This is a genomic window from Streptomyces sp. RB17 (assembly GCF_009604455.1).
Classification (GTDB): Bacteria; Actinomycetota; Actinomycetes; order Streptomycetales; family Streptomycetaceae; genus Streptomyces.
This window is the reverse complement of sequence record NZ_WEGL01000006.1, coordinates 486290-503591: the sequence shown is the minus strand read 5'-3', so window position 1 is coordinate 503591 and position 17302 is coordinate 486290. Positions and strand designations below refer to the sequence as shown.

Annotated in this window: 19 protein-coding genes and 2 pseudogenes; 5 read left to right on the top strand and 16 right to left on the bottom strand. The window is 72.0% G+C overall.

From position 1 onward, the window contains the following. Positions 1 to 12: 12 nt before the first annotated feature. The 6 genes and pseudogenes from crcB (SRB17_RS27505) to SRB17_RS27480 form a co-directional block, all read right to left on the bottom strand. Positions 13 to 387, bottom strand: a complete 375-nt coding sequence (crcB, locus tag SRB17_RS27505) for a fluoride efflux transporter CrcB (RefSeq protein WP_323376310.1) — start codon at positions 385 to 387, stop codon at positions 13 to 15. Next, positions 384 to 764 carry a DUF190 domain-containing protein gene (locus SRB17_RS27500; protein ID WP_153542796.1) on the bottom strand — a complete coding sequence of 127 codons (381 nt, stop codon included), beginning with the start codon at positions 762 to 764 and terminating at the stop codon, positions 384 to 386. The genes crcB (SRB17_RS27505) and SRB17_RS27500 overlap by 4 nt, the downstream gene beginning before the upstream one ends. Then, a complete protein-coding gene (gene crcB / locus SRB17_RS27495; RefSeq protein WP_153542795.1) occupies positions 761 to 1222 on the bottom strand; it encodes a fluoride efflux transporter CrcB in 462 nt (153 codons plus the stop codon). Before crcB (SRB17_RS27495) ends, SRB17_RS27500 begins: the two co-directional genes overlap by 4 nt. A gap of 67 nt (positions 1223 to 1289) precedes the next feature. After that, positions 1290 to 2249, bottom strand: a complete 960-nt coding sequence (locus tag SRB17_RS27490; protein ID WP_153542794.1) for an SMP-30/gluconolactonase/LRE family protein — start codon at positions 2247 to 2249, stop codon at positions 1290 to 1292. A gap of 62 nt (positions 2250 to 2311) precedes the next feature. Beyond that, positions 2312 to 2599: a helix-turn-helix domain-containing protein gene (locus SRB17_RS27485; RefSeq protein WP_153542793.1), complete on the bottom strand. Its 288-nt coding sequence runs from the start codon at positions 2597 to 2599 to the stop codon at positions 2312 to 2314. Positions 2600 to 2787: 188 nt separating this feature from the next. Continuing rightward, positions 2788 to 3435: pseudogene (locus SRB17_RS27480) on the bottom strand (glycosyl hydrolase 53 family protein); the annotation flags it as partial. Between SRB17_RS27480 and SRB17_RS27475 the strand changes: the two are divergent. Then, positions 3427 to 4071: pseudogene (locus SRB17_RS27475) on the top strand (LacI family DNA-binding transcriptional regulator); the annotation flags it as partial. The pseudogenes SRB17_RS27480 and SRB17_RS27475 sit on opposite strands and share 9 nt — an antisense overlap. Before the next feature lie 52 nt (positions 4072 to 4123). Here SRB17_RS27475 and SRB17_RS27470 read toward each other — a convergent pair. Further along, positions 4124 to 4849: a response regulator gene (locus tag SRB17_RS27470; RefSeq protein WP_153542792.1), complete on the bottom strand. Its 726-nt coding sequence runs from the start codon at positions 4847 to 4849 to the stop codon at positions 4124 to 4126. A 17-nt stretch (positions 4850 to 4866) separates the two neighbouring features. Continuing rightward, positions 4867 to 5718, bottom strand: coding sequence for a sensor histidine kinase (locus SRB17_RS27465; protein ID WP_228396303.1), 852 nt, complete (start codon positions 5716 to 5718; stop codon positions 4867 to 4869). Between the two features lie 140 nt (positions 5719 to 5858). Between SRB17_RS27465 and SRB17_RS27460 the strand changes: the two genes are divergently transcribed. The 4 genes from SRB17_RS27460 to SRB17_RS27445 all read left to right on the top strand — a co-directional run bounded on the left by SRB17_RS27460 (position 5859) and on the right by SRB17_RS27445 (position 9840). Then, complete coding sequence (locus SRB17_RS27460; RefSeq protein WP_153542791.1) at positions 5859 to 6566, top strand: ABC transporter ATP-binding protein; 708 nt, start codon at positions 5859 to 5861, stop codon at positions 6564 to 6566. Continuing rightward, a complete protein-coding gene (locus SRB17_RS27455) occupies positions 6563 to 8875 on the top strand; it encodes an ABC transporter permease (protein WP_153542790.1) in 2313 nt (770 codons plus the stop codon). Before SRB17_RS27460 ends, SRB17_RS27455 begins: the two co-directional genes overlap by 4 nt. A 119-nt stretch (positions 8876 to 8994) precedes the next feature. Continuing rightward, positions 8995 to 9345 carry a VOC family protein gene (locus SRB17_RS27450; protein WP_153542789.1) on the top strand — a complete coding sequence of 117 codons (351 nt, stop codon included), beginning with the start codon at positions 8995 to 8997 and terminating at the stop codon, positions 9343 to 9345. A gap of 75 nt (positions 9346 to 9420) precedes the next feature. After that, complete coding sequence (locus SRB17_RS27445) at positions 9421 to 9840, top strand: MarR family winged helix-turn-helix transcriptional regulator (protein WP_153542788.1); 420 nt, start codon at positions 9421 to 9423, stop codon at positions 9838 to 9840. Between the two features lie 54 nt (positions 9841 to 9894). Here the strand turns inward: SRB17_RS27445 and pqqB are convergent, their stop codons facing one another. The 8 genes from pqqB to SRB17_RS27410 all read right to left on the bottom strand — a co-directional run bounded on the left by pqqB (position 9895) and on the right by SRB17_RS27410 (position 17136). Continuing rightward, complete coding sequence (gene pqqB, locus SRB17_RS27440; RefSeq protein ID WP_153542787.1) at positions 9895 to 10791, bottom strand: pyrroloquinoline quinone biosynthesis protein PqqB; 897 nt, start codon at positions 10789 to 10791, stop codon at positions 9895 to 9897. 208 nt (positions 10792 to 10999) lie between these two features. Continuing rightward, complete coding sequence (locus SRB17_RS27435; RefSeq protein WP_153542786.1) at positions 11000 to 11398, bottom strand: SseB family protein; 399 nt, start codon at positions 11396 to 11398, stop codon at positions 11000 to 11002. Positions 11399 to 11781: 383 nt separating this feature from the next. Further along, entirely contained in the window at positions 11782 to 12489 is a 708-nt protein-coding gene (locus SRB17_RS27430) for a GntR family transcriptional regulator (RefSeq protein WP_323376309.1), read from the bottom strand. Next, on the bottom strand, positions 12486 to 13037 hold the full coding sequence (locus tag SRB17_RS27425; protein ID WP_153542785.1) for a cysteine hydrolase family protein: 552 nt from the start codon (positions 13035 to 13037) through the stop codon (positions 12486 to 12488). The genes SRB17_RS27430 and SRB17_RS27425 overlap by 4 nt, the downstream gene beginning before the upstream one ends. Further along, positions 13034 to 14548 (bottom strand): purine-cytosine permease family protein, encoded by a 1515-nt coding sequence (locus SRB17_RS27420; RefSeq protein WP_153542784.1) that lies wholly within the window; start codon positions 14546 to 14548, stop codon positions 13034 to 13036. Before SRB17_RS27420 ends, SRB17_RS27425 begins: the two co-directional genes overlap by 4 nt. 140 nt (positions 14549 to 14688) lie before the next feature. Next, positions 14689 to 15012, bottom strand: a complete 324-nt coding sequence (locus SRB17_RS27415; RefSeq protein WP_153542783.1) for a DUF2795 domain-containing protein — start codon at positions 15010 to 15012, stop codon at positions 14689 to 14691. A gap of 10 nt (positions 15013 to 15022) precedes the next feature. Next, positions 15023 to 15163 carry a hypothetical protein gene (locus tag SRB17_RS45535; protein WP_194294157.1) on the bottom strand — a complete coding sequence of 47 codons (141 nt, stop codon included), beginning with the start codon at positions 15161 to 15163 and terminating at the stop codon, positions 15023 to 15025. A 233-nt stretch (positions 15164 to 15396) separates the two neighbouring features. Continuing rightward, entirely contained in the window at positions 15397 to 17136 is a 1740-nt protein-coding gene (locus SRB17_RS27410) for a hypothetical protein (protein ID WP_323376308.1), read from the bottom strand. Positions 17137 to 17302: the final 166 nt, after the last annotated feature.

The window sequence follows — 17302 nt, the reverse complement described above, 5'->3', positions numbered from 1 at the left end:
TCTGGCAAGCGCCTAGGCCCACAGGGCGCCGGCGAGCGAGACGCCGGCGAAGGCGGCGGCGAGCCCCGCCACCAGGCTCGCCGCGACGTTGACCGCGGCATAGCGGCCGGAGCCGGCCTCGGCCAGCCGCAGGGTCTCATAGGAGAAGGTCGAGTACGTCGTCAGCGCTCCGCAGAACCCGGTGCCCACCAGCAACTGCAGATGGGGGCCGGCCGCCCCGGCCGAGAAGGCGCCCGTGAGCAGCCCGAGGATCAGGGAGCCGGTGACGTTCACCACGAAGGTGCCCCAGGGGAAGACCGAGTCGTGGCGGGCCTGCACGGCACGGTCGGTCAGATAGCGCAACGGTGCGCCGACCACGGCCCCCGCGATCACGAGCAGCCAGTTCACAACGACTTCTTACCCTTCGGATCCGTGCCCTCGGGGCCGCCCGTGCGCCCCACATACCGGACGACCTCGCACTCCTCCAGGGTCACGAGCCCCTCGTCGACGAGTTCGTCGAGCTGCGGCAGGAACGCCCGTACCCGCTCCTCGGCGTCCACGACGACGACCGCCACGGGCAGGTCCTCGCTCAGGGACAGCAGGCGGGAGGTGTGGATCCGGGAGGAGGCGCCGAAGCCCTCGATGCCCCGGAAGACGCTCGCCCCGGCGAGCCCGGCCGCGTGCGCGCGGTGCACGATCTCCGAGTACAGGGGCTTGTGGTGCCAGGTGTCGTCCTCGCCGATGTAGACGGTCAGCCTGAGGGCCCGGCCGGTGAGTGATGTCATCGCTGCCTCCTGAGCAGCACGCGGCGGGCGGCGACCGAGGCGAGCCACACCGCGGCGAGGGCCGCGCACAGCGTCGCGGCGAGATAGGCGAGCCCGAGGCCCGGGCGGCCCGCGTCGAGCAGCTTGCGGACGTCGACGGCGTGGGTGGAGAAGGTCGTGAAGCCGCCGAGCACGCCGGTGCCGAAGAAGGGGCGTACGAGGCGGTGGGCGGCCCACACGTCGGTGATGAGCACCATGAAGACACCGATCACCGCGCAGCCGATGACGTTGGTGAGGAAGGTCGCCCAGGGGAAGCAGCCGGGTGGTGTGGGCCAGGCGAGGGAGAGGCCGTAGCGGCAGCAGGCGCCGAGGGCGCCGCCGAGGGCGACGACCGCGACGACGGGTATCTGAGCACGCCACTCGGACCGCCCCCGTGGGGCGGGGCGGACGCGGAGGCTCTCGGCTTCCGGGGCTGTCATGCTGGTGCGTCTCCTGTTCGGCCCGCCCCTACGGGTGATCACGGCCGGGCACCAGCGTACCGCCGAGTCAGCGGGCGGCCGTCCGCGCACAGACCGCGACGCCGGGCTCCCACAGGCTGCCCAGGACGAGATGGTCACCGGTCGCGCAGACGCTGGTGACCATGCGGAAGCCGGAGCGGCGGCGGGTGAGGTGCCGCACGGTCCGTCCGGTGTCGTCGAGGGCCATGACCGCGGTCGTCCCGCTCGGGCGGTACGGCGCGTGTACGGCGGCCCGGGCTGCGGCGCCGCGCACGGCGGGCGAGGTGCGGTGCAGCAGGTCCAGCGGCGGGACCCGGGGACTGGCGAGCGCGACCCAGAGCGGGCCGTCGGGGCCCTCGCGCCAGAGGTTGTCCGGCATGCCGGGCAGCGTGGCGAAGAGGTCGGCGTGGCCGGCGCGCTGACCGGTCAGGTGGTAGCGGGTGAGGCGGCAGGCGCCGGTCTCGGCGATCACCAGGAAGGATCCGTCGGCGCCGGGGGCCAGGCCGTTGGCGAACTGCAGCCCGTCCAGCAGCACTTCGGGCTCACCGCCCGCGGGCGGGAGGCGCAGCAGCCGGCCGGTGCCGGTGTGCTCGACGATGTCGCCGATCCACTGCTGCAGTGGGTAGCGTCGGCTGGAGACGGTGAAGTACGCGCTGCCGTCGGGCAGGGCGACGACGTTGCTGCAGAAGCGGAGCGGCTCCCCTGCCACGGAGTCCGCGAGGACCCGTACGGTGCCGTCGCCGGGGTCGACACGCAGCAGGCCGCGTTCCGCGTCGCACACCAACAGGCCGCCGTCCGGCAGCGGTTCGAGGCCCAGCGGACGGCCGCCGGTGTCCGCCAGCACCTCCGCGCGGGCCGCGCGCGGGTCGCCGAGGTCGTGCACGCGCAGGATCCGGCCGTCCTCCACTCCGGTCAGCACGCGTCCGTGGGCGTCCACGACGACGTCCTCGGGGCCGCGGGCACCCAGGGAGACGTAGTGGAGCGGGACGAGTGCCGTGGGTCGGTCCATACGTGTGCCCTTCGCGGTCGGTCGGCCGTCCTGCGGCCGGCTGTGCCCCCTGTGTCGTCCCCTCACCACCCCTTCTCGAAAACCCGGGTCACCTCGGCGATGCGTATCTCGTCGCGCCGGTAGCAGGTGCCCCGGCAACTGCGGCGGGTGCGCAGCAGGCCGAGCCGGGTGAGGAAGTCCAGGTGGGCGACGGCGGTCCGGCGGGGCACGCCCAGCTTGGCGGCCACGGCGCGCGCGGTGACTCCCGTCTCGGCGAGTTCGCGGCGACGGGGCGCCGGAAAGTGGGCCGCGGGGTCCTTGAGCCATTCGAGAATCGTCTGCCGCATCCGGCCCGAGGGGGTTCCCATCATCCGTCCGCCTCCGTCCCCGGCCTCCTCGTACGCAGTGTTCCCACTGTCGCGCGGCCGACTCCGTCGCGTCCGGGACTCGCCGGCCGTTGTCCGGTACCGAGCGGCCGTACGACCGAGGCGGGGCATATGACCCCGGAAAATCGGCGAGGACCCGGCCGCCCCTTACGGCCGGGCCCGTCACCGGTGGTTCAGCGGTGGCTGAACCACGTCATGGAGGAGAGCGCCTTGTCGTCGTAGCCGAACAGGGCCTGGTTCTCCCAGCCGTTGCCGGAGCCGGCGTCGGTGGGGTCCCAGCCGTTTCCGGTGACGGCGGTCCAGGTCGCCTCCCAGTAGAAGACGCCGAGGCCACGGTGGTTCGGTACGGCCTCCACGATGCTCGCCACGTCGTTCATCCACTTGGTCTGGCCGGCCACGGTCGCCGGGTAGCCGGAGACCAGCTCGCCCGTCGTGTCGATCTGGTTGTCCAGGGAGTCGTTCTGGGTCAGGGTGAACGGGTAGGCCGTCTCCGCGACGAACACCGGCTTGCCGTAGCGGGAGGCCGCGTCGTCCAGGGTGGTCTGGAAGTCGGCGAGCGGGCCGTGCCAGTAGCCGTGGTACGACAGGCCGATCGCGTCGAACTTCACCCCGTTGGCCACCGCGTTGTCGAACCACCACTCCATGCCGGACGTGTCCCCGCCCTTGGCCAGGTGCAGCGCGACGACCGTGGAGGAGCTGACCGCCTTGGCCGCGTCGTAGCCCGAGTTGAGCAGACCCGCCGGCTGGCTCCAGTTGTCGGTCGAGCCCTCGGACCACAGGATGGCGGCGTTGATCTCATTGCCGATCTGGACCATGTCGGCGGGGTGCTGCTGGTGTCCAGCCACTCGGGCGATCCGGTCGCGGAGGAGCTGCGGGAGGCGGGCGTGCCGCTCGTCGCCTGCGGCAAACCGATCGGACTGGGTTCGAAGGTGAGTTACGTCGCCGCCGACGACCGGGACGGGGCCCGGGACATGGTCCGGCATCTGCTGTCGCTGGGCCGGCGCCGGATCGGTGTGGTCACCGGCCCGCTGGACACCCCCGGTGGTGTGGAGCGGCTCGCCGGGTACAAGGAGGTGCTGGCCGAGGCGGGCATCGGGGCCGACGAGAGCCTGATCGTCTCCGGCGACTACAGCCGGGCGAGCGGCGAGGCGGGCGCCGAGCGGCTGCTGGCGCAGGCCCCGGACATGGACGCGGTGTTCGTCGCCTCCGACCTGATGGCGCAGGGCGTGCCGGCGGCGCTGCGCCGGGCGGGGAAGGGGGTGCCGGATGACATCGCTGTCGGCGGCTTCGACGACTCCCCGGCGGCCACGGCCGCGACCCCTCAGCTCACCACGATCCGGCAGCCGTGGGACCGGATCAGCAACGAGATGGTGCGGGTGCTGCTCGCGCAGATCGGCGGGGAGGATCCGGCGGCGGTGATTCTTCCTACGGAGCTGGTACGGCGGGAGTCGGCTTGAGCGAGGCACTCCGCGGAGTGCCGTGCGCTCCGCGGGATGCCGGGGAAGGCCGTCAGGCGTCTGCCGCGCCCTTGTGGCCGGTCGCGCAGTTCCTCGCGCCGCTGCGGGGCGCTACCAGGCCCGTCTCATAGGCGAGGACCACCGCTTGGGCCCGGTCCCGCAGGCCCAGCTTGGCGAAGATCCGCGCCACATGCGACTTGACCGTGGCCTCGCTGAGCGTCAGCTCGGTGGCCAGTTCCGTGTTGGACAGGCCGCGGCCCAGCAGGGCCAGCACCTCCCGCTCGCGGGGGGTGAGCGCGGCCAGGTCTGCGGGTACGGCCTCGGGCGCCCGCACGGCCTCGGCCGCGTACCGCTCCACCAGGCGCCGGGTGATCTGCGGTGCGAGGAGGGCGTCCCCGGTGCCGACGAGCCGTACGGCCGCGGCCAGGTGCTCCGGGGTGACGTCCTTGAGCAGGAAGCCGCTGGCACCGATCGAGAGGGCCTCGTACACATACCGGTCCAGGTCGAACGTGGTCAGCATGAGCACCCGGCAACCAGGGGTCTGCTCCAGGATGCGGCGGGTGGCCTCCAGGCCGTCCATGGCCGGCATGCGGATGTCCATGAGGACCACGTCCGGGCGCAGTTCGCGTGCCGCGGACACCGCCTCGGCGCCGTCGGCTGCCTCGCCGACCACCTCGATGCCCCGGGCGGTGAGGATCAGCCGGAAGCCGGTCCGGATCAGCCTCTGGTCGTCGGCGATCAGCACCCGGGGCGCCCGCTCGGGCGCGTCCGCGGCCATGGGGCGTTCCTCCGCCGTCACGGGCGGTCCAGGGGTATGCGGGCGCGGACGCGATAGCCGCCGCCGAGTCTGCGGCGGGCGTCCAGGTCGCCGCCGTGGACGGCGACCCGCTCGCGCAGCCCGATCAGGCCACGGCCGGTGCCTCCGGCCTGCGGTCTCGGGGTGGCGGGGGCGGTGCCGGTCAGCACGCTGGGGCCGGTGTTGAGGACCTCGACGCGCAGGGCGTGGTCGGCGTATCGCACAGTCACCTCCGCCTTGCCGCCGTCGCCGTGTCGGAGCGCATTGGTCAGGGCCTCCTGGATGATCCGGTAGGCGGTCACGTCGATGCCCTGGGGCAGCGGCCGCGGTTCGCCGGAGATGCGGACCTCGACCGGCAGCCCGGCGAACGATATCCGGTCCACGAGCGGGCCGAGCCGGTCGAGTCCGGGCTGCGGGGCGAGCGGCGTGCTCATCGCGCCCGGGTCCGGTCCCGGGCCGATGTCGTTGTCGGTGCCGTCCGGTGCGGGGGCCAGGAGTCCCAGCAGATGTCTGAGGTCGGTCATCGCGCCCCGGCCGGCGTCCTCCACGGCCCTGAGCGCCGTCGCCGCCTCGTCCGGCATCGTGCCCAGCACCTCGCGGGCGGCGCTGGCCTGGACGACCATGAGGCTGACGTTGTGACTGACGATGTCGTGCAACTCGCGGGCGATCCGGTCGCGTTCGGCCGCGATCGCGGCCTCCGTGGCGCTCTCCCGCTCGCGCTCCAGCAGCCAGCCGCGCTGCCCGACCGCCGCCTGCCAGCGGCGCCGGGTGCGCACCAGCGCCACCGTCAGCCCGAGAACGGCCGCGCACGCCACCGCGAGCGCCGCCGTCAGCACGTCGTACTCCCCCATGCCGCTCATGGTCGCAGACGGCACTGACATCCGCATCGACCTGGGGATTCAGCCGTCTGCATCCGGAGGATGAGTCCGGGGGCACAGTGCCATCCGGAGAGGGATGCCGGGGTCGGCGTCCCGCGTCTAGCGTCCTGTCCATGGTCACCGAGGTGAGAACGGGAGACACCGTCGTACGGCTCGACGGTGTGCGCAAGGAGTACGGCGAGACGGTCGCGCTCGACGGGGTGTCGCTGGAGATCCGGGCCGGGGAGGCGGTCGCGGTGATGGGCCCTTCGGGGTGCGGCAAGTCCACGCTGCTCAACATGATCGCCGGTCTTGACCGGCCGACGGCCGGCAGTGTCGTCGTACACGGGGAGAACGTCGGGAAGCTGAGCGAGAAGGGGCTCGCGCTGTACCGGCGGCGCCGGATCGGCATGATCTTCCAGTTCTTCAACCTCATCGACGATCTGTCCGCGCTCGACAATGTGGCCCTGGCCGCCCAGCTGACCGGCACTCCGGCCCGGCAGGCCCGGCGGCGGGCGCTGGAGCTGTTCGAGGAACTGGGCATCGCGGACCGTCGCAACGCCTATCCGGCGGTGCTCAGCGGTGGTGAGCGGCAACGGGTCGCCGTGGCACGGGCGTTGATGAACCGGCCCGCGCTGCTGCTGGCCGACGAGCCGACCGGCGCGCTGGACAGCCGGGCCGGGGAGCAGGTGATGGACCTGTTGATCGACCTGAACCAGATCGGCCAGACCCTGATCATCGTCACGCACGACGAGCGGCTCGCGCAGCGCTGTGCGAGCCGGCTGGTACAGCTGGCCGACGGCCGGGTCACCGGCGAGCACGCCCTGGAGCCGTCGGCATGAGGGCGGTGTGGAAGGCCGCGCGGGCGGCGGTGCGCAGGCGGAGGCTGCAGACGCTGGTGATCTGGCTGGTCACCCTGGTGTCGACGGGGTCGATCGTGGTCGCGCTGGGACTGGTGGACGCGGCGTCGGCGCCGTTCGACCATGTCTTCGGCGAGCAGCACGGGCCGCATGTGGTCGCCGAGTTCGATCCGGGCAAGGTGTCGGACGCGCAGCTGACGGATGCGGCGCGCAAGCCCGGGGTCGAGGCGGTCGCCGGGCCGTTTCCGCAGGCCACGGTGGAGATTTCGCGTGGTGCGTCGGCTCTGGGCCTTGGTGGCGAGATCACGGTCGTTGGCCGTTCCGGGCCCGGCGGTCCGGTGGATCGCGTGGATCTGTGGGCGGGCCGGTGGCCGACGCGGCCCGGTGAGATGGTCATGAACCGGCAGTCGGACTGGACCGCCGACGACCTCGGCAAGAAGTTCCATGTGCCGTCCGGACCCACGCTGACCATCGTCGGGTTCGCCTTCGACCTGAGCCACACCGCCGACGTGTGGGTCGCCCCGGACCAGATCGCGGCCCTGCACCCGAACGCCACGCAGATGCTGTACCGGTACCGGAACGCTTCGTCACAGAGCGCACTGCGCGCCGGACTGGCCGGGGTGACCGCGGGGCTGCCCACGGACGCCCTCGCCGGATCGCACACCTATCTGTCGCTCAGGCACCAAGTCGGCAGCAACGCCCGCGCCTACGCCCCGTACCTCATGGCATTCGGCATCCTCGGCATTCTGGTGTCGGTACTGATCGTCGCCAACGTGGTCGGCGGTGCGGTGGTGTCCGGCTTCCGGCACATCGGCATCCTCAAGGCCCTCGGGTTCGCCCCGGGGCAGGTGCTGGGTGTCTACCTCGTGATGACCTCCCTCCCGGCCGTTCTCGGCTGTGCGCTCGGCACGCTCATCGGCAACCTGCTGGCCGGGCCGTTCTTCCGGTTCGTGTTCACGGGACCGGATTCCGGGATGCTGCACGACCAGGTAGGCATCGCGCCCTGGGTGAACGCGCTGGCCCTGGCAGGCATGCCACTCGTCTGTGTACTGGCCGCGCTCGGCCCTTCCGTGCGGGCGCAGCGGCTGTCGGCGGCCCGGGCGATCAGCGCGGGCACCGCGCCACGAGCCGGACGGGCGCTCGGCGTTCAACGGCGGCTCGCGGGGCTGCGGTTGCCGCGATCCGTGAGCCTCGGGGTGGGACTTCCTTTCGCCCGGCCTGCACGCAGCGCGCTCACGTTGGCGGCCGTGGTCCTGGGTGTGACGACCGTGACATTCGCGTCGGGTCTGGGGGCCACGATGACCCTGTTCGGCGACGCTGGTAAGGGCGCGTTCGACGTCTCGGTGTATGCGAGCAATTACGTGCACGGCAAGCAGGTGCTGCCGGTGCACGGCGACCGGGAACTCCCATCGCTTCTGGGCTCGTTGCCGGGTGCGTCCCGGGTGACGGCCCGTGCGGACGAGGACGCACAGCTCGTGGGTTCCACGCAGAAGGTCTGGATCGAAGGCAGGCGTGGGCCGGACCTGCCCCTGGACGACGTGGTCGTACGAGGGCGGTGGATGCACCGGAGGGGAGAGGTCGTGGTCGGCTCGGCCTTCCTGCGCCGCAAAGGAGTGGGCATCGGGGATCATCTGAGGCTCCGCAAGGAGGGCCACGAGGAGGAGGTCACCGTGGTCGGCGAGTTGATGTCGCAGAACGACTGGGTGGTCACGGGCACGTGGCCGACGTTCACCGCCCTGGACCCCGGCGGAAAGGCCTTCGTCTATCACGTCAAACTGCGCAAGGGCGCGGACCCGGCGGCGTACGCGCGCGCCGCCCGGGCCCTCGACAAGGGACTCAGTACGGAGCTGAAAGGCCCGAACACCGTCACCCAGACCATCAACGGCTCGGCGACCGCCCTCACCCTGATGCTCGCCCTGGTGGCCTCACTCGGCGTCTTCAACACGGCCGTGCTCAACACCCACGACCGGCGCCGCGACCTCGGCATGCTGAAGTCGATCGGCATGACCCCGCGCCAGGTGACGGTGATGACGGTGACGTCGATGGCAGTGCTCGGTGTGATCGGGTCGGTGCTGGGCGTCCCGCTGGGCATCGCCGCCTACGAGGTGGTCGTCCCGCGGATGGCCGCAGGGGTCGACATCACTCTGCCGTCGTACATGACGGACGTCTGGCACGCGCCGAAACTGGCCGGTCTCGCGCTGGCGGGTCTGGCGATCGCCGTGGCGGGCGCCCTCGTCCCCGCCCGGCGCGCCGCCCGCCTCACCGTCGCCGAGGTGCTGCACAACGAGTAGGGCTGCCGGGGAGCCCGCAACCGGTCAGAATCGAAGAAGCCGGAGCGGGCTCCCCGGTCCTAGCGTGAGGTGCACCGGCGGAGAACCCCGCCGGCCACGACCCTCAGAAGGAGACTCCCATGACCGCCGGCGTGCAGACGATCATCTACCCCGTCAAGGACAAGGACGCCGCCAAGGCCCTGTTCACCGCTCTGCTGGGTGTCGAGCCGTACGCGGACCAGCCCTACTACGTCGGTTTCAAGGCCGAGGGACAGGACGTCGGCCTCGACCCGAACGGGCACGCCCAGGGCCTGACCGGGCCCGTGCCGTTCTGGCACGTCACCGATCTCCGCGAGCGGCTCACGGCCCTGCTCGAGGCGGGCGCCGAGGTGGTCCAGGACGTGCGCGACGTCGGCAACGGCCGGCTGATCGCCTCCGTGAAGGACACCGACGGCAACATGATCGGCCTCCTCCAGGACCCGGTCGCCTGAGCACCGCCCTCCTCCCCTTGCACCCGCACTAGTTGCACACTCAACTATTGGCCGGATCGGTGCTACGGTGCGGGTATGGCAGTCAAGACGGCCGACACCGGGCTCGAGGAACGGTGGCGGGACATCCTCGCCGTGCACGCACGGACGATGTGCGAGATCGACCGGGCCCTGCACCCGCACGGGCTGGGCGCCAGCGACTTCGAGGTGCTGGACATCCTGGCGACCGAGTCGCCCGCGGAGGGCGACCAGTGCCGGGTGCAGAACCTGGTCGGCCGGGTTCATCTCAGCCAGAGCGCGCTGTCCCGGCTGATCGGACGGCTGGAGAAGGACGGGCTGGTCTCGCGCTCGGTGTGCGCGGAGGACCGCCGCGGGGTGTGGGTGGCGCTCACCCCGAAGGGCCGCGCGCTGCACGCCGAGGTACAGCCGCTGCAGCGCGCCGTGCTGGAGCGCATGCTGACCGGGCAGGAGCGCCACAACACCGGGCAGGACCGCTAGGGACTGTCCTGGAGCACCCGGCAGGACCATGGCACAGAGCACCGGGCAGGGCCCTCACAGCACCAGTTCGGTCCCGTCGGACGGGACCTCGACGCCTGTCGCGGCGACATGCGCACGTGCCGGTGAGGCGGGGTCGAGCAGCGGGTTCGTGTTGTTGAGGTGGGTGTAGATCCGGCGTGCGCCGGGATGCCGGGCGAGAGCGGCGAGGGTGCCGTCCGGGCCGGTGACCGGCAGGTGCCCCATGGCGGCCTGGCGGGCCCCGGACCGTACCGTCGTGCCCATCTCGTCGGCCGCGAAGAAGGTGCCGTCCAGCAGCACGCAGTCGGCCTCGGCGCACAGCTCGTCCAGCTCCGGACTCCAGCTGCCCACACAGGGCGCGTACACCAGCACTCCCCCGCTGGCCAGGTCCTCGACACGGTACGCCGTCACCCAGGGTCCGGCCGGCTCCGGCGCTTGCGCCGGCACGTACATGGGGATCTTCGTGCCCACCGGATGGGCCGTGACCACCAGCCCGCCGGCCAGCACGAACCCGCCGTCGGCGTGGCTGTCCGCCCACTCCCAGGCGGCGTAGCGGTCCAGGGCGGCCCGGGCGGGGGCCAGCGCGGCGCGGACCGGCGAGGTGGCGTAGACCTTCAGGCCCGCGGCCCCGCGCAGCTCGGCCAGGCCGGCGACGTGGTCGGCCTCGGCGTCGGTGAGCAGGACGCCACGCAGCGGGGTGTCCCGGGGGCCTGGGCCGGGCCGCAGCGCCGGTGTGGCGGTGAGCTGGGTGCGCAGGTCGGGCGAGGCGTTCAGCAGCCACCAGTCGCGGCCGTTGCCGGTGACGGCGGCGCACTCCTGGGTGCGGGAGGGCAGCTTGCCGTCCCTCGCCGCCGTACAGAGTGAGCAGGCGCAGTTCCACTGCGGGAAGCCGCCACCGGCGGCGGTGCCCAGCAGGACGACCCTCACGACCATCGGCTCCTTCGCGCGCCGTTCTCTCTCGCCGGGGATCTTCCCTCTCGGAGCCTTGTGACCACCCGTTGGCAGGGGGCAGTTCCGGACGTCCTTTGCCGGGGTCGATGGGGGTCGACTGCGGCTCAGGGGGTCGGTGATCGGTTGTGTGCGCGTGCGGGTCGTCCTCGGTTTCCCGCGCGGTTCCCCGCGCCCCTTTCGGGGCGCTGAATCACCGCGCCAACAACGTGCGTACCCCCTGTGACGTGAGGGTCAGGGCGTGGGTGGAGTTGCCGTCTATGGCCAGGGAGAGCTCCTCGTCGGGCCACTGGGAGGCCAGGGCACCGAGGGGGATGAGGCGGTAGCGGGAGACGAAGGGCAGAAGCCCGGCCATCTCGCCCTCCGTGGTGAAGACGGGGACGACCGGATCGCCTCCGGGCTGTTCCAGGACGGGCAGGGCCACGGTCGTGGCGTCGGCGCCCTCCCCGTCGACCGCGTCGTCCGGCACGGGGACGAGCACGTCACTGTGGGCGAGGACGTCCAGCGCGGCCTGGTCCTCGGCGTTCACGGCCAGTGTGTCCAGCGCCTGCTGGGCCGGCGTCGGCAGGTCGTTGTGTGCGGGTGTCTCCATGGCAGGTCCCCTGGTAGCGACGGTCGTACAGGCCACCCGGGAGGCGGTACCGCGCCCCGGGCGTGCTCCGCCTCGCGTACCCGGTGGGCCACGGGACATGCGTGAGGATCGGCGGGAGATCCGATGGTGGCCCGGTCGCGGTGGTGGCCGGGGACGGTGACGGCCGGGCCGGCCGGCGTGGCCGTCGCCCACGCGGGCCCTGGGTGTGGACCGGCCGACGCGCCGGGGCGGTGTACGGCACGGTGGCCGGCCCGCCACCGGGACACCACCATGGCCCGAGCACCCTGCGGGCCGACCGGCGGACGCTGTACCTCGTGTGCCGCGGGGCCAGGGACCCGGCCCGGACCTCTGCCCGGGTACGGGGCGCACCTGATGCCGGAGCGTCAGCCGAAGGTGAGGGTCACCTCGAAGTGGTCCGGGTCGAGCAGGCTGACGGCATGCTCGACGAAGGTGCCGTCGGCCGCCCGGCTGGTCCGCCGCGTCTCGAGGAACCAGTCGCCCGGCGCGCGCCGCAGCAGCTCCGCCTCCCGGGAACCGACCGGCCGCCCGGAGATCCGCTGCTCCCCGTGGTCGGGCCGCAGCCCGGCCCGCTGCAGCAGCTCGGTGAGCGCCCCCTGGCCCAGTACGCGGGCGGGCAGCTCGCGGATCACCGGCACCGGCGGCAGGTAACTGCGTTCGTACGACACCACGGTGCCGTCCGCGACCAGCTCACGGATCCGCTCCACGCACACGAACTCGTCCTTCTCCAGACCGAGTTCGGCGGCGAGGCCGCTCTCGTGCGTCTCGCGTACGGCGAGGGTCCGCACGGCGGTGTCCGCGTCCCGCACGGCCCGGGCGCGGGCCCAGCCGAGCCGGTCGTCCGGCGGGCGGGCGTCGAAGAGGACGTACGAGCCCTTGCCGGTACGGGTGGTGATCAGGCCCTCCTCGGACAGTTCGGCGAGGGCCGCGCGGATGGTCGTACGGCAGACCCCGAAGCGCTCGGCGAGGGCGTGCTCGCCGGGCAGTCGCTCGCCGGCTCGGCGGCTGCCCGCCCGGATCTCCCGGGCGAGGATCCGGCTGATCCGCTGGTGCTTGAGCGGGACGCCGGTCACGGACCGGCCTCGGCGAGGAGCTCGTCGACGGTGGTGACCCGGACCAGCGGCCGGTACAGCTCCATGATCTGCAGGGCCTTGAGGTGGGAGTCGTCGTCCACACCCGCGCAGGCGTCCGCGACCACCAGCACCTCCATGCCGGCGTCGGCGGCGGCCAGGGCGGTGGACAGCACACAGCACTCGGTGCTGACACCGGCCAGGACCAGACGGTCGTCGGTGCCGACGCGGGCGGCGAGTTCCGGGGTCCACTTGCCGAAGGTGGTGGTGTCGGCGACGTGGTGGGCCAGGTCGGCGAACTCCTCGGACAGGTGCCACAGTTCGGCGTCCGGGGGCTGCAGGGCGAAGGGCCATGCGGCGTAGTAGGCGCGCCAGGCCCCGGCCGGATTCGCGGGGGCCAGGAAGCGGGTGAAGGTGGCGCGGTCGGCGAAGGCCGGCAGCAGGCTGCGTACGCCCGCCACCGCGTCGGCGTACCGGGGGGTGGCCCAGGGGCTCGCCGGGTCGGCGAAGACGCGCTGCATGTCGATGACGGCGAGGTGTCCGGCGGTCATGGGTGGAGCACCCCCTCGTCGGTCACCGGGCTCGGCGTCTGCGCCTCCTGGGCACGGATCCGGCCCCGGCCCAGCAACAGGGTGCCGAGGAAGGCGAGAGCCAGCGCCACCAGGACGCCGAGATTGGCGTACGCCCAGGCACCGGTCTTGCCCCCGAGGCCGAACGGTGCGAGGAGGTACCCCTGCCAGGTGAGCCAGCTCGCCGCGGTGTTGGTGACCAGGCCCCAGCCGACGGCCGTGGCGGCCAGGGTGAGGAGCAGAGGTGGCAGGGGGATGTCGCCGTAGCGGCCGTGCGGGCGGTAGAGGTCACCGTCGTCGTAGTCGCGGCGGCGCAGGGCGAGGTCGGCGAGGACGATGCCGCACCAGGCGGCGATGGGGACGCCGAGCGTGGTGAGGAAGCCCATGAACTGGCCGAGGAAGTCGCCGGCGAAGAACACGATGTAGACCGAGCCGGCGATCATCAGGACGCCGTCGAGGAAGGCGGCCAGACAGCGGGGCACCGGCAGGCCTGCGGAGAGCAGGGCGAGGCCCGAGGAGTAGATGTCGAGGACGGCGCCGCCGACCAGGCCGAGGACGGCGACCACGGCGAACGGCACCAGGAACCAGGTGGGCAGGATCGTGGTGAGCGCGCCGATCGGGTCGGCGGCGACGGCCTTGCTCAGCGCTTGCGAGGAACCGGCCAGCAGCAGGCCGAAGACCAGCAGGAGCAGCGGGGCCACCGAGGCGCCGAAGGTGGTCCAGCCGATCACTGAGCGGCCGGACGAACTCCGGGGCAGATAGCGGGAGTAGTCGGCGGCGGCGTTCACCCAGCCCAGGCCGAAGCCGGTCATCATGAACACCAGCGCGCCGATGAACTCCTGCGCGGAACCCGACGGGAGGGCACTCACCGCGCTCCAGTGGATGTGGCCGGCGACGAGAGCGACGTAGACGACGGTGAGGACGCCGGTGATCACGGTGATCGCCGTCTGCAGCCGCATGATGAGGTCGAAGCCCATGACACCGCCGAGGACGGTCAGCGCGGCCACCACCACGAGGGCGGCGACCTTGGTCTCCGTGCCGCCGCCCCAGCCGAGGCGGCCGAAGACGGTCGCGGTGGCCATCGTGGCGAGCGCGGTGAGGACGGTCTCCCAGCCGACGGTGAGCATCCAGGAGATCACCGACGGCAGCCGGTTGCCGCGCACGCCGTACGCCGCCCGGCTGAGCACCATCGTGGGCGCCGAGCCGCGCTTCCCGGCGACCGCGATGAACCCGCACAACAGGAACGAGACGACGATGCCGAGCACCCCGGCGGCGAGGGCCTGCCAGAAGGAGATCCCGAAGCCGAACGCGAAGGCGCCGTAGCTCAGGCCGAGGACGGAGACATTGGCGCCGAACCAGGGCCAGAACAGCGTGCGCGGGGTGCCCTTGCGCTCGGCGTCCCCGATCACGTCGAGTCCGTGCGTCTCCACCTGCATCGGGTGGCCGCCGGATCTGCCGTCGGTGGGTTCGAGCGGGTCCTGCGGTCGCGTCATCGCCGAGCCACCTGCCTACCTGTCCAGACGTGTCCAGTGGTGGCTGACGCTAGGAGCGGCGGACCGGGCCGTCAAGAAGTACGGCGCTGAGGGACGAGCGCTCACAACGGCCCGGCGGTACAGCCCTGCGGTAGCGCGGTTCAGCGGTCGAACTCCTCCTGGATCGGCGTCTTCGGCTCCTCCCGCAGGTGCTGGGAGAGGCCGGGCTTCCCGCCCTCCCGCGCCCGTTCCGCGCGCTGTGCGGCGGTGCGGTCGAGGTCCGAGTCCGGATCGCCCCGGACCGACCTCGCCACGTCGTCGCGGCCCGTGTACCGCTCGGCGGGGATGCCGCGCAGGGCCTTGACGACCTCGTCCGACGCGCCCGCCGCACGAGCCGCGGTGACCAGGCGCTCCTTGTCGGCCGGGTACGACACGTCCTTCAGCGCGGCCAGCACCTCGGGGACGCTCGTGTGTGCCGTGCTCATGGCGCCTCCCTCACTCGTCGCCTTCCTCGGCGTTCTCGTCCGCCGTGTCCTCGCCCTCCGCCTGGGACGGAGTCGTACGCGGCGGCTGCTCGTCCTCCGTCACGCCGGGCTCCCGCTCGCCCTCGGCCTGCGAAGGGGTGCTCTCACTCATCGGGCCTCCCACGCGCGTCCGTGCCGGTTCCGAAGACCCCGAGTACCCGTACCGCTCGCCTCCCATGAGCGGGGGGTGCTCCCGGCTCCCGGGACTGGGGAAATCCGTGAATTCGCTGCCCGGGGACGGGTACCTGATCGGTCCCGCTCCAGCACGAGTGACCGGTCACCGGCGTGCGGCGGCCGGGGCACACCGCCCCGGCCGCCGCATGCTCCGGACACGTGTGCCCGCGCTCAGTCCACGGCGCGGACTGTGGGGACGCCCAGTTCGACCGGGCCCGCCGTGGCTGCTCCCGTCTTGCACGTGTCGTGGCAGTCCTTCTCCAGGCTGCAGCACAGCGAGCAGACGGCGCCCTGGTGGAAGGGGCAGCCGGCCATGTCGGGCCGTTCGAAGTCGGTCGCGCACACCGAGCAGGTCAGCGTGGCCGCCGACGGCAGCCCGTCGGGTCCCAGCAGCGGCTCGTCCAGGACGTCCGCGCGGGCGATGTAGTACCTGCCCCTGGTCAGCACCGCGAACAACGGCGAGAGCACCATGGCCAGGAACAGCGCGACGAAGGGCGAGAACGCCTTGCCGTAGGCGCCGAAGGCGTCGAAGTACGCGGCGATGGACACCGCCGAGGCGATCAGCATGGAGCCGAAGCCGACCGGGTTGAAGTGGTGGAGGTGGGCCCGCTTGAACTCGATGTACGACGGGCTCAGCTTCAGCGGCTTGTTGATGACCAGGTCGGCGACGACCGCGCCGATCCAGGCGATCGCCACGTTGGAGTAGAACCCGAGGACGGTGTTGAGGAAGCCGAAGACGCCGCCCTCCATCAGGGCCAGCGCGATGCCCACGTTGAGGAAGATGTAGACGACGCGCCCTGGGTGACGGTGCGTCAGCCGGGAGAAGAAGTTCGACCAGGACAGCGAACCGGAGTACGCGTTCGTCGAGTTGATCTTCACCTGGGACAGGATGACGAAGAAGGTGGCCAGTCCCAGGGCGACGGGCGCGGCGAACGTCCCGAAGCCGTGGACGTACTGCTGGATCGGCTCGTTGGCCTTGGCCAGTCCCACGCTCCCGGCGATGAAGAAGGCGAGGAAGGCGCCACCGATCTGCTTCAGTGCGCCCAGCACCACCCAGCCGGGTCCGGCGCCGAGCACCGCGGCCCACCACTGCCTGCCGTTGCCGGCCGTCCTGTCGGGCATGAAGCGCAGATAGTCGACCTGCTCCCCGATCTGCGCGATCAGCGACAGGGCGACGCCCGCGCCCGCCCCGACGCCGAGCATGCTGATGCCCGACCCGGTGGGCGAGTCGCCCGCGAAGTGCGTGAACTCCGCGAACTTTCCCGGCTCTTGGATCGCGATGGACACGAACGGTGCGACCATCAGCACCAGCCAGACCGGCTGGGTCCACACCTGCATCCTGGACAGCGCGGTCATGCCGTACACGACGAGCGGCAGGATGACCAGCGAGCAGATGACGTACCCGACGGGGAGCGGTATGTGCAGGCCCAGTTCGAGGGCCTGCGCCATGATCGAGCCTTCGAGGGCGAAGAAGATGAAGGTGAAGCTCGCGTAGATCACCGAGGTCAGCGTCGAGCCCAGATACCCGAATCCGGCGCCCCGGGTCAGCAGGTCCATGTCGATGGAGTACTTCGCCGAGTAGTACGAGATCGGGATACCGGTGAGGAAGATGACCACCGCCGCGGTCAGGATCGCCACCATCGCGCTGGAGAAGCCGTGGGAGACGGCGATCGAGCCGCCGATGGCGAAGTCCGCGAGATAGGCGATGCCGCCGAGCGCCGTCGTGGCCACGACGTAGGGCGTCCAGCGGCGGAAGGACTTGGGCGCGTAGCGCAGCGAGTAGTCCTCCAGCGTGTCGTTGCGGGTCCACCCGTTGTACGTACGGCCGTTGTGCGCGGCACTGTTGGACGTCGGGCCGCCCGGGGAGGGCGGCGGGGCTGGCGGCGCCTTTTTGTGGACGGTCTCCGTCACGGCTGCTCCCTCTTCCTGCGGTCCGCCCCGGTGGGCCCCGAGGCGTTGCAGGAAGGTTCGCGCCGCGTCATTGCTCCGCCGTTTCGCCTTCTTTACGGCGGCGGACACGATGAGGGGGATCGTCGCTGGTCATGGGGAGGGCGTCGGCTGCGCCTCCTGTCCTTCG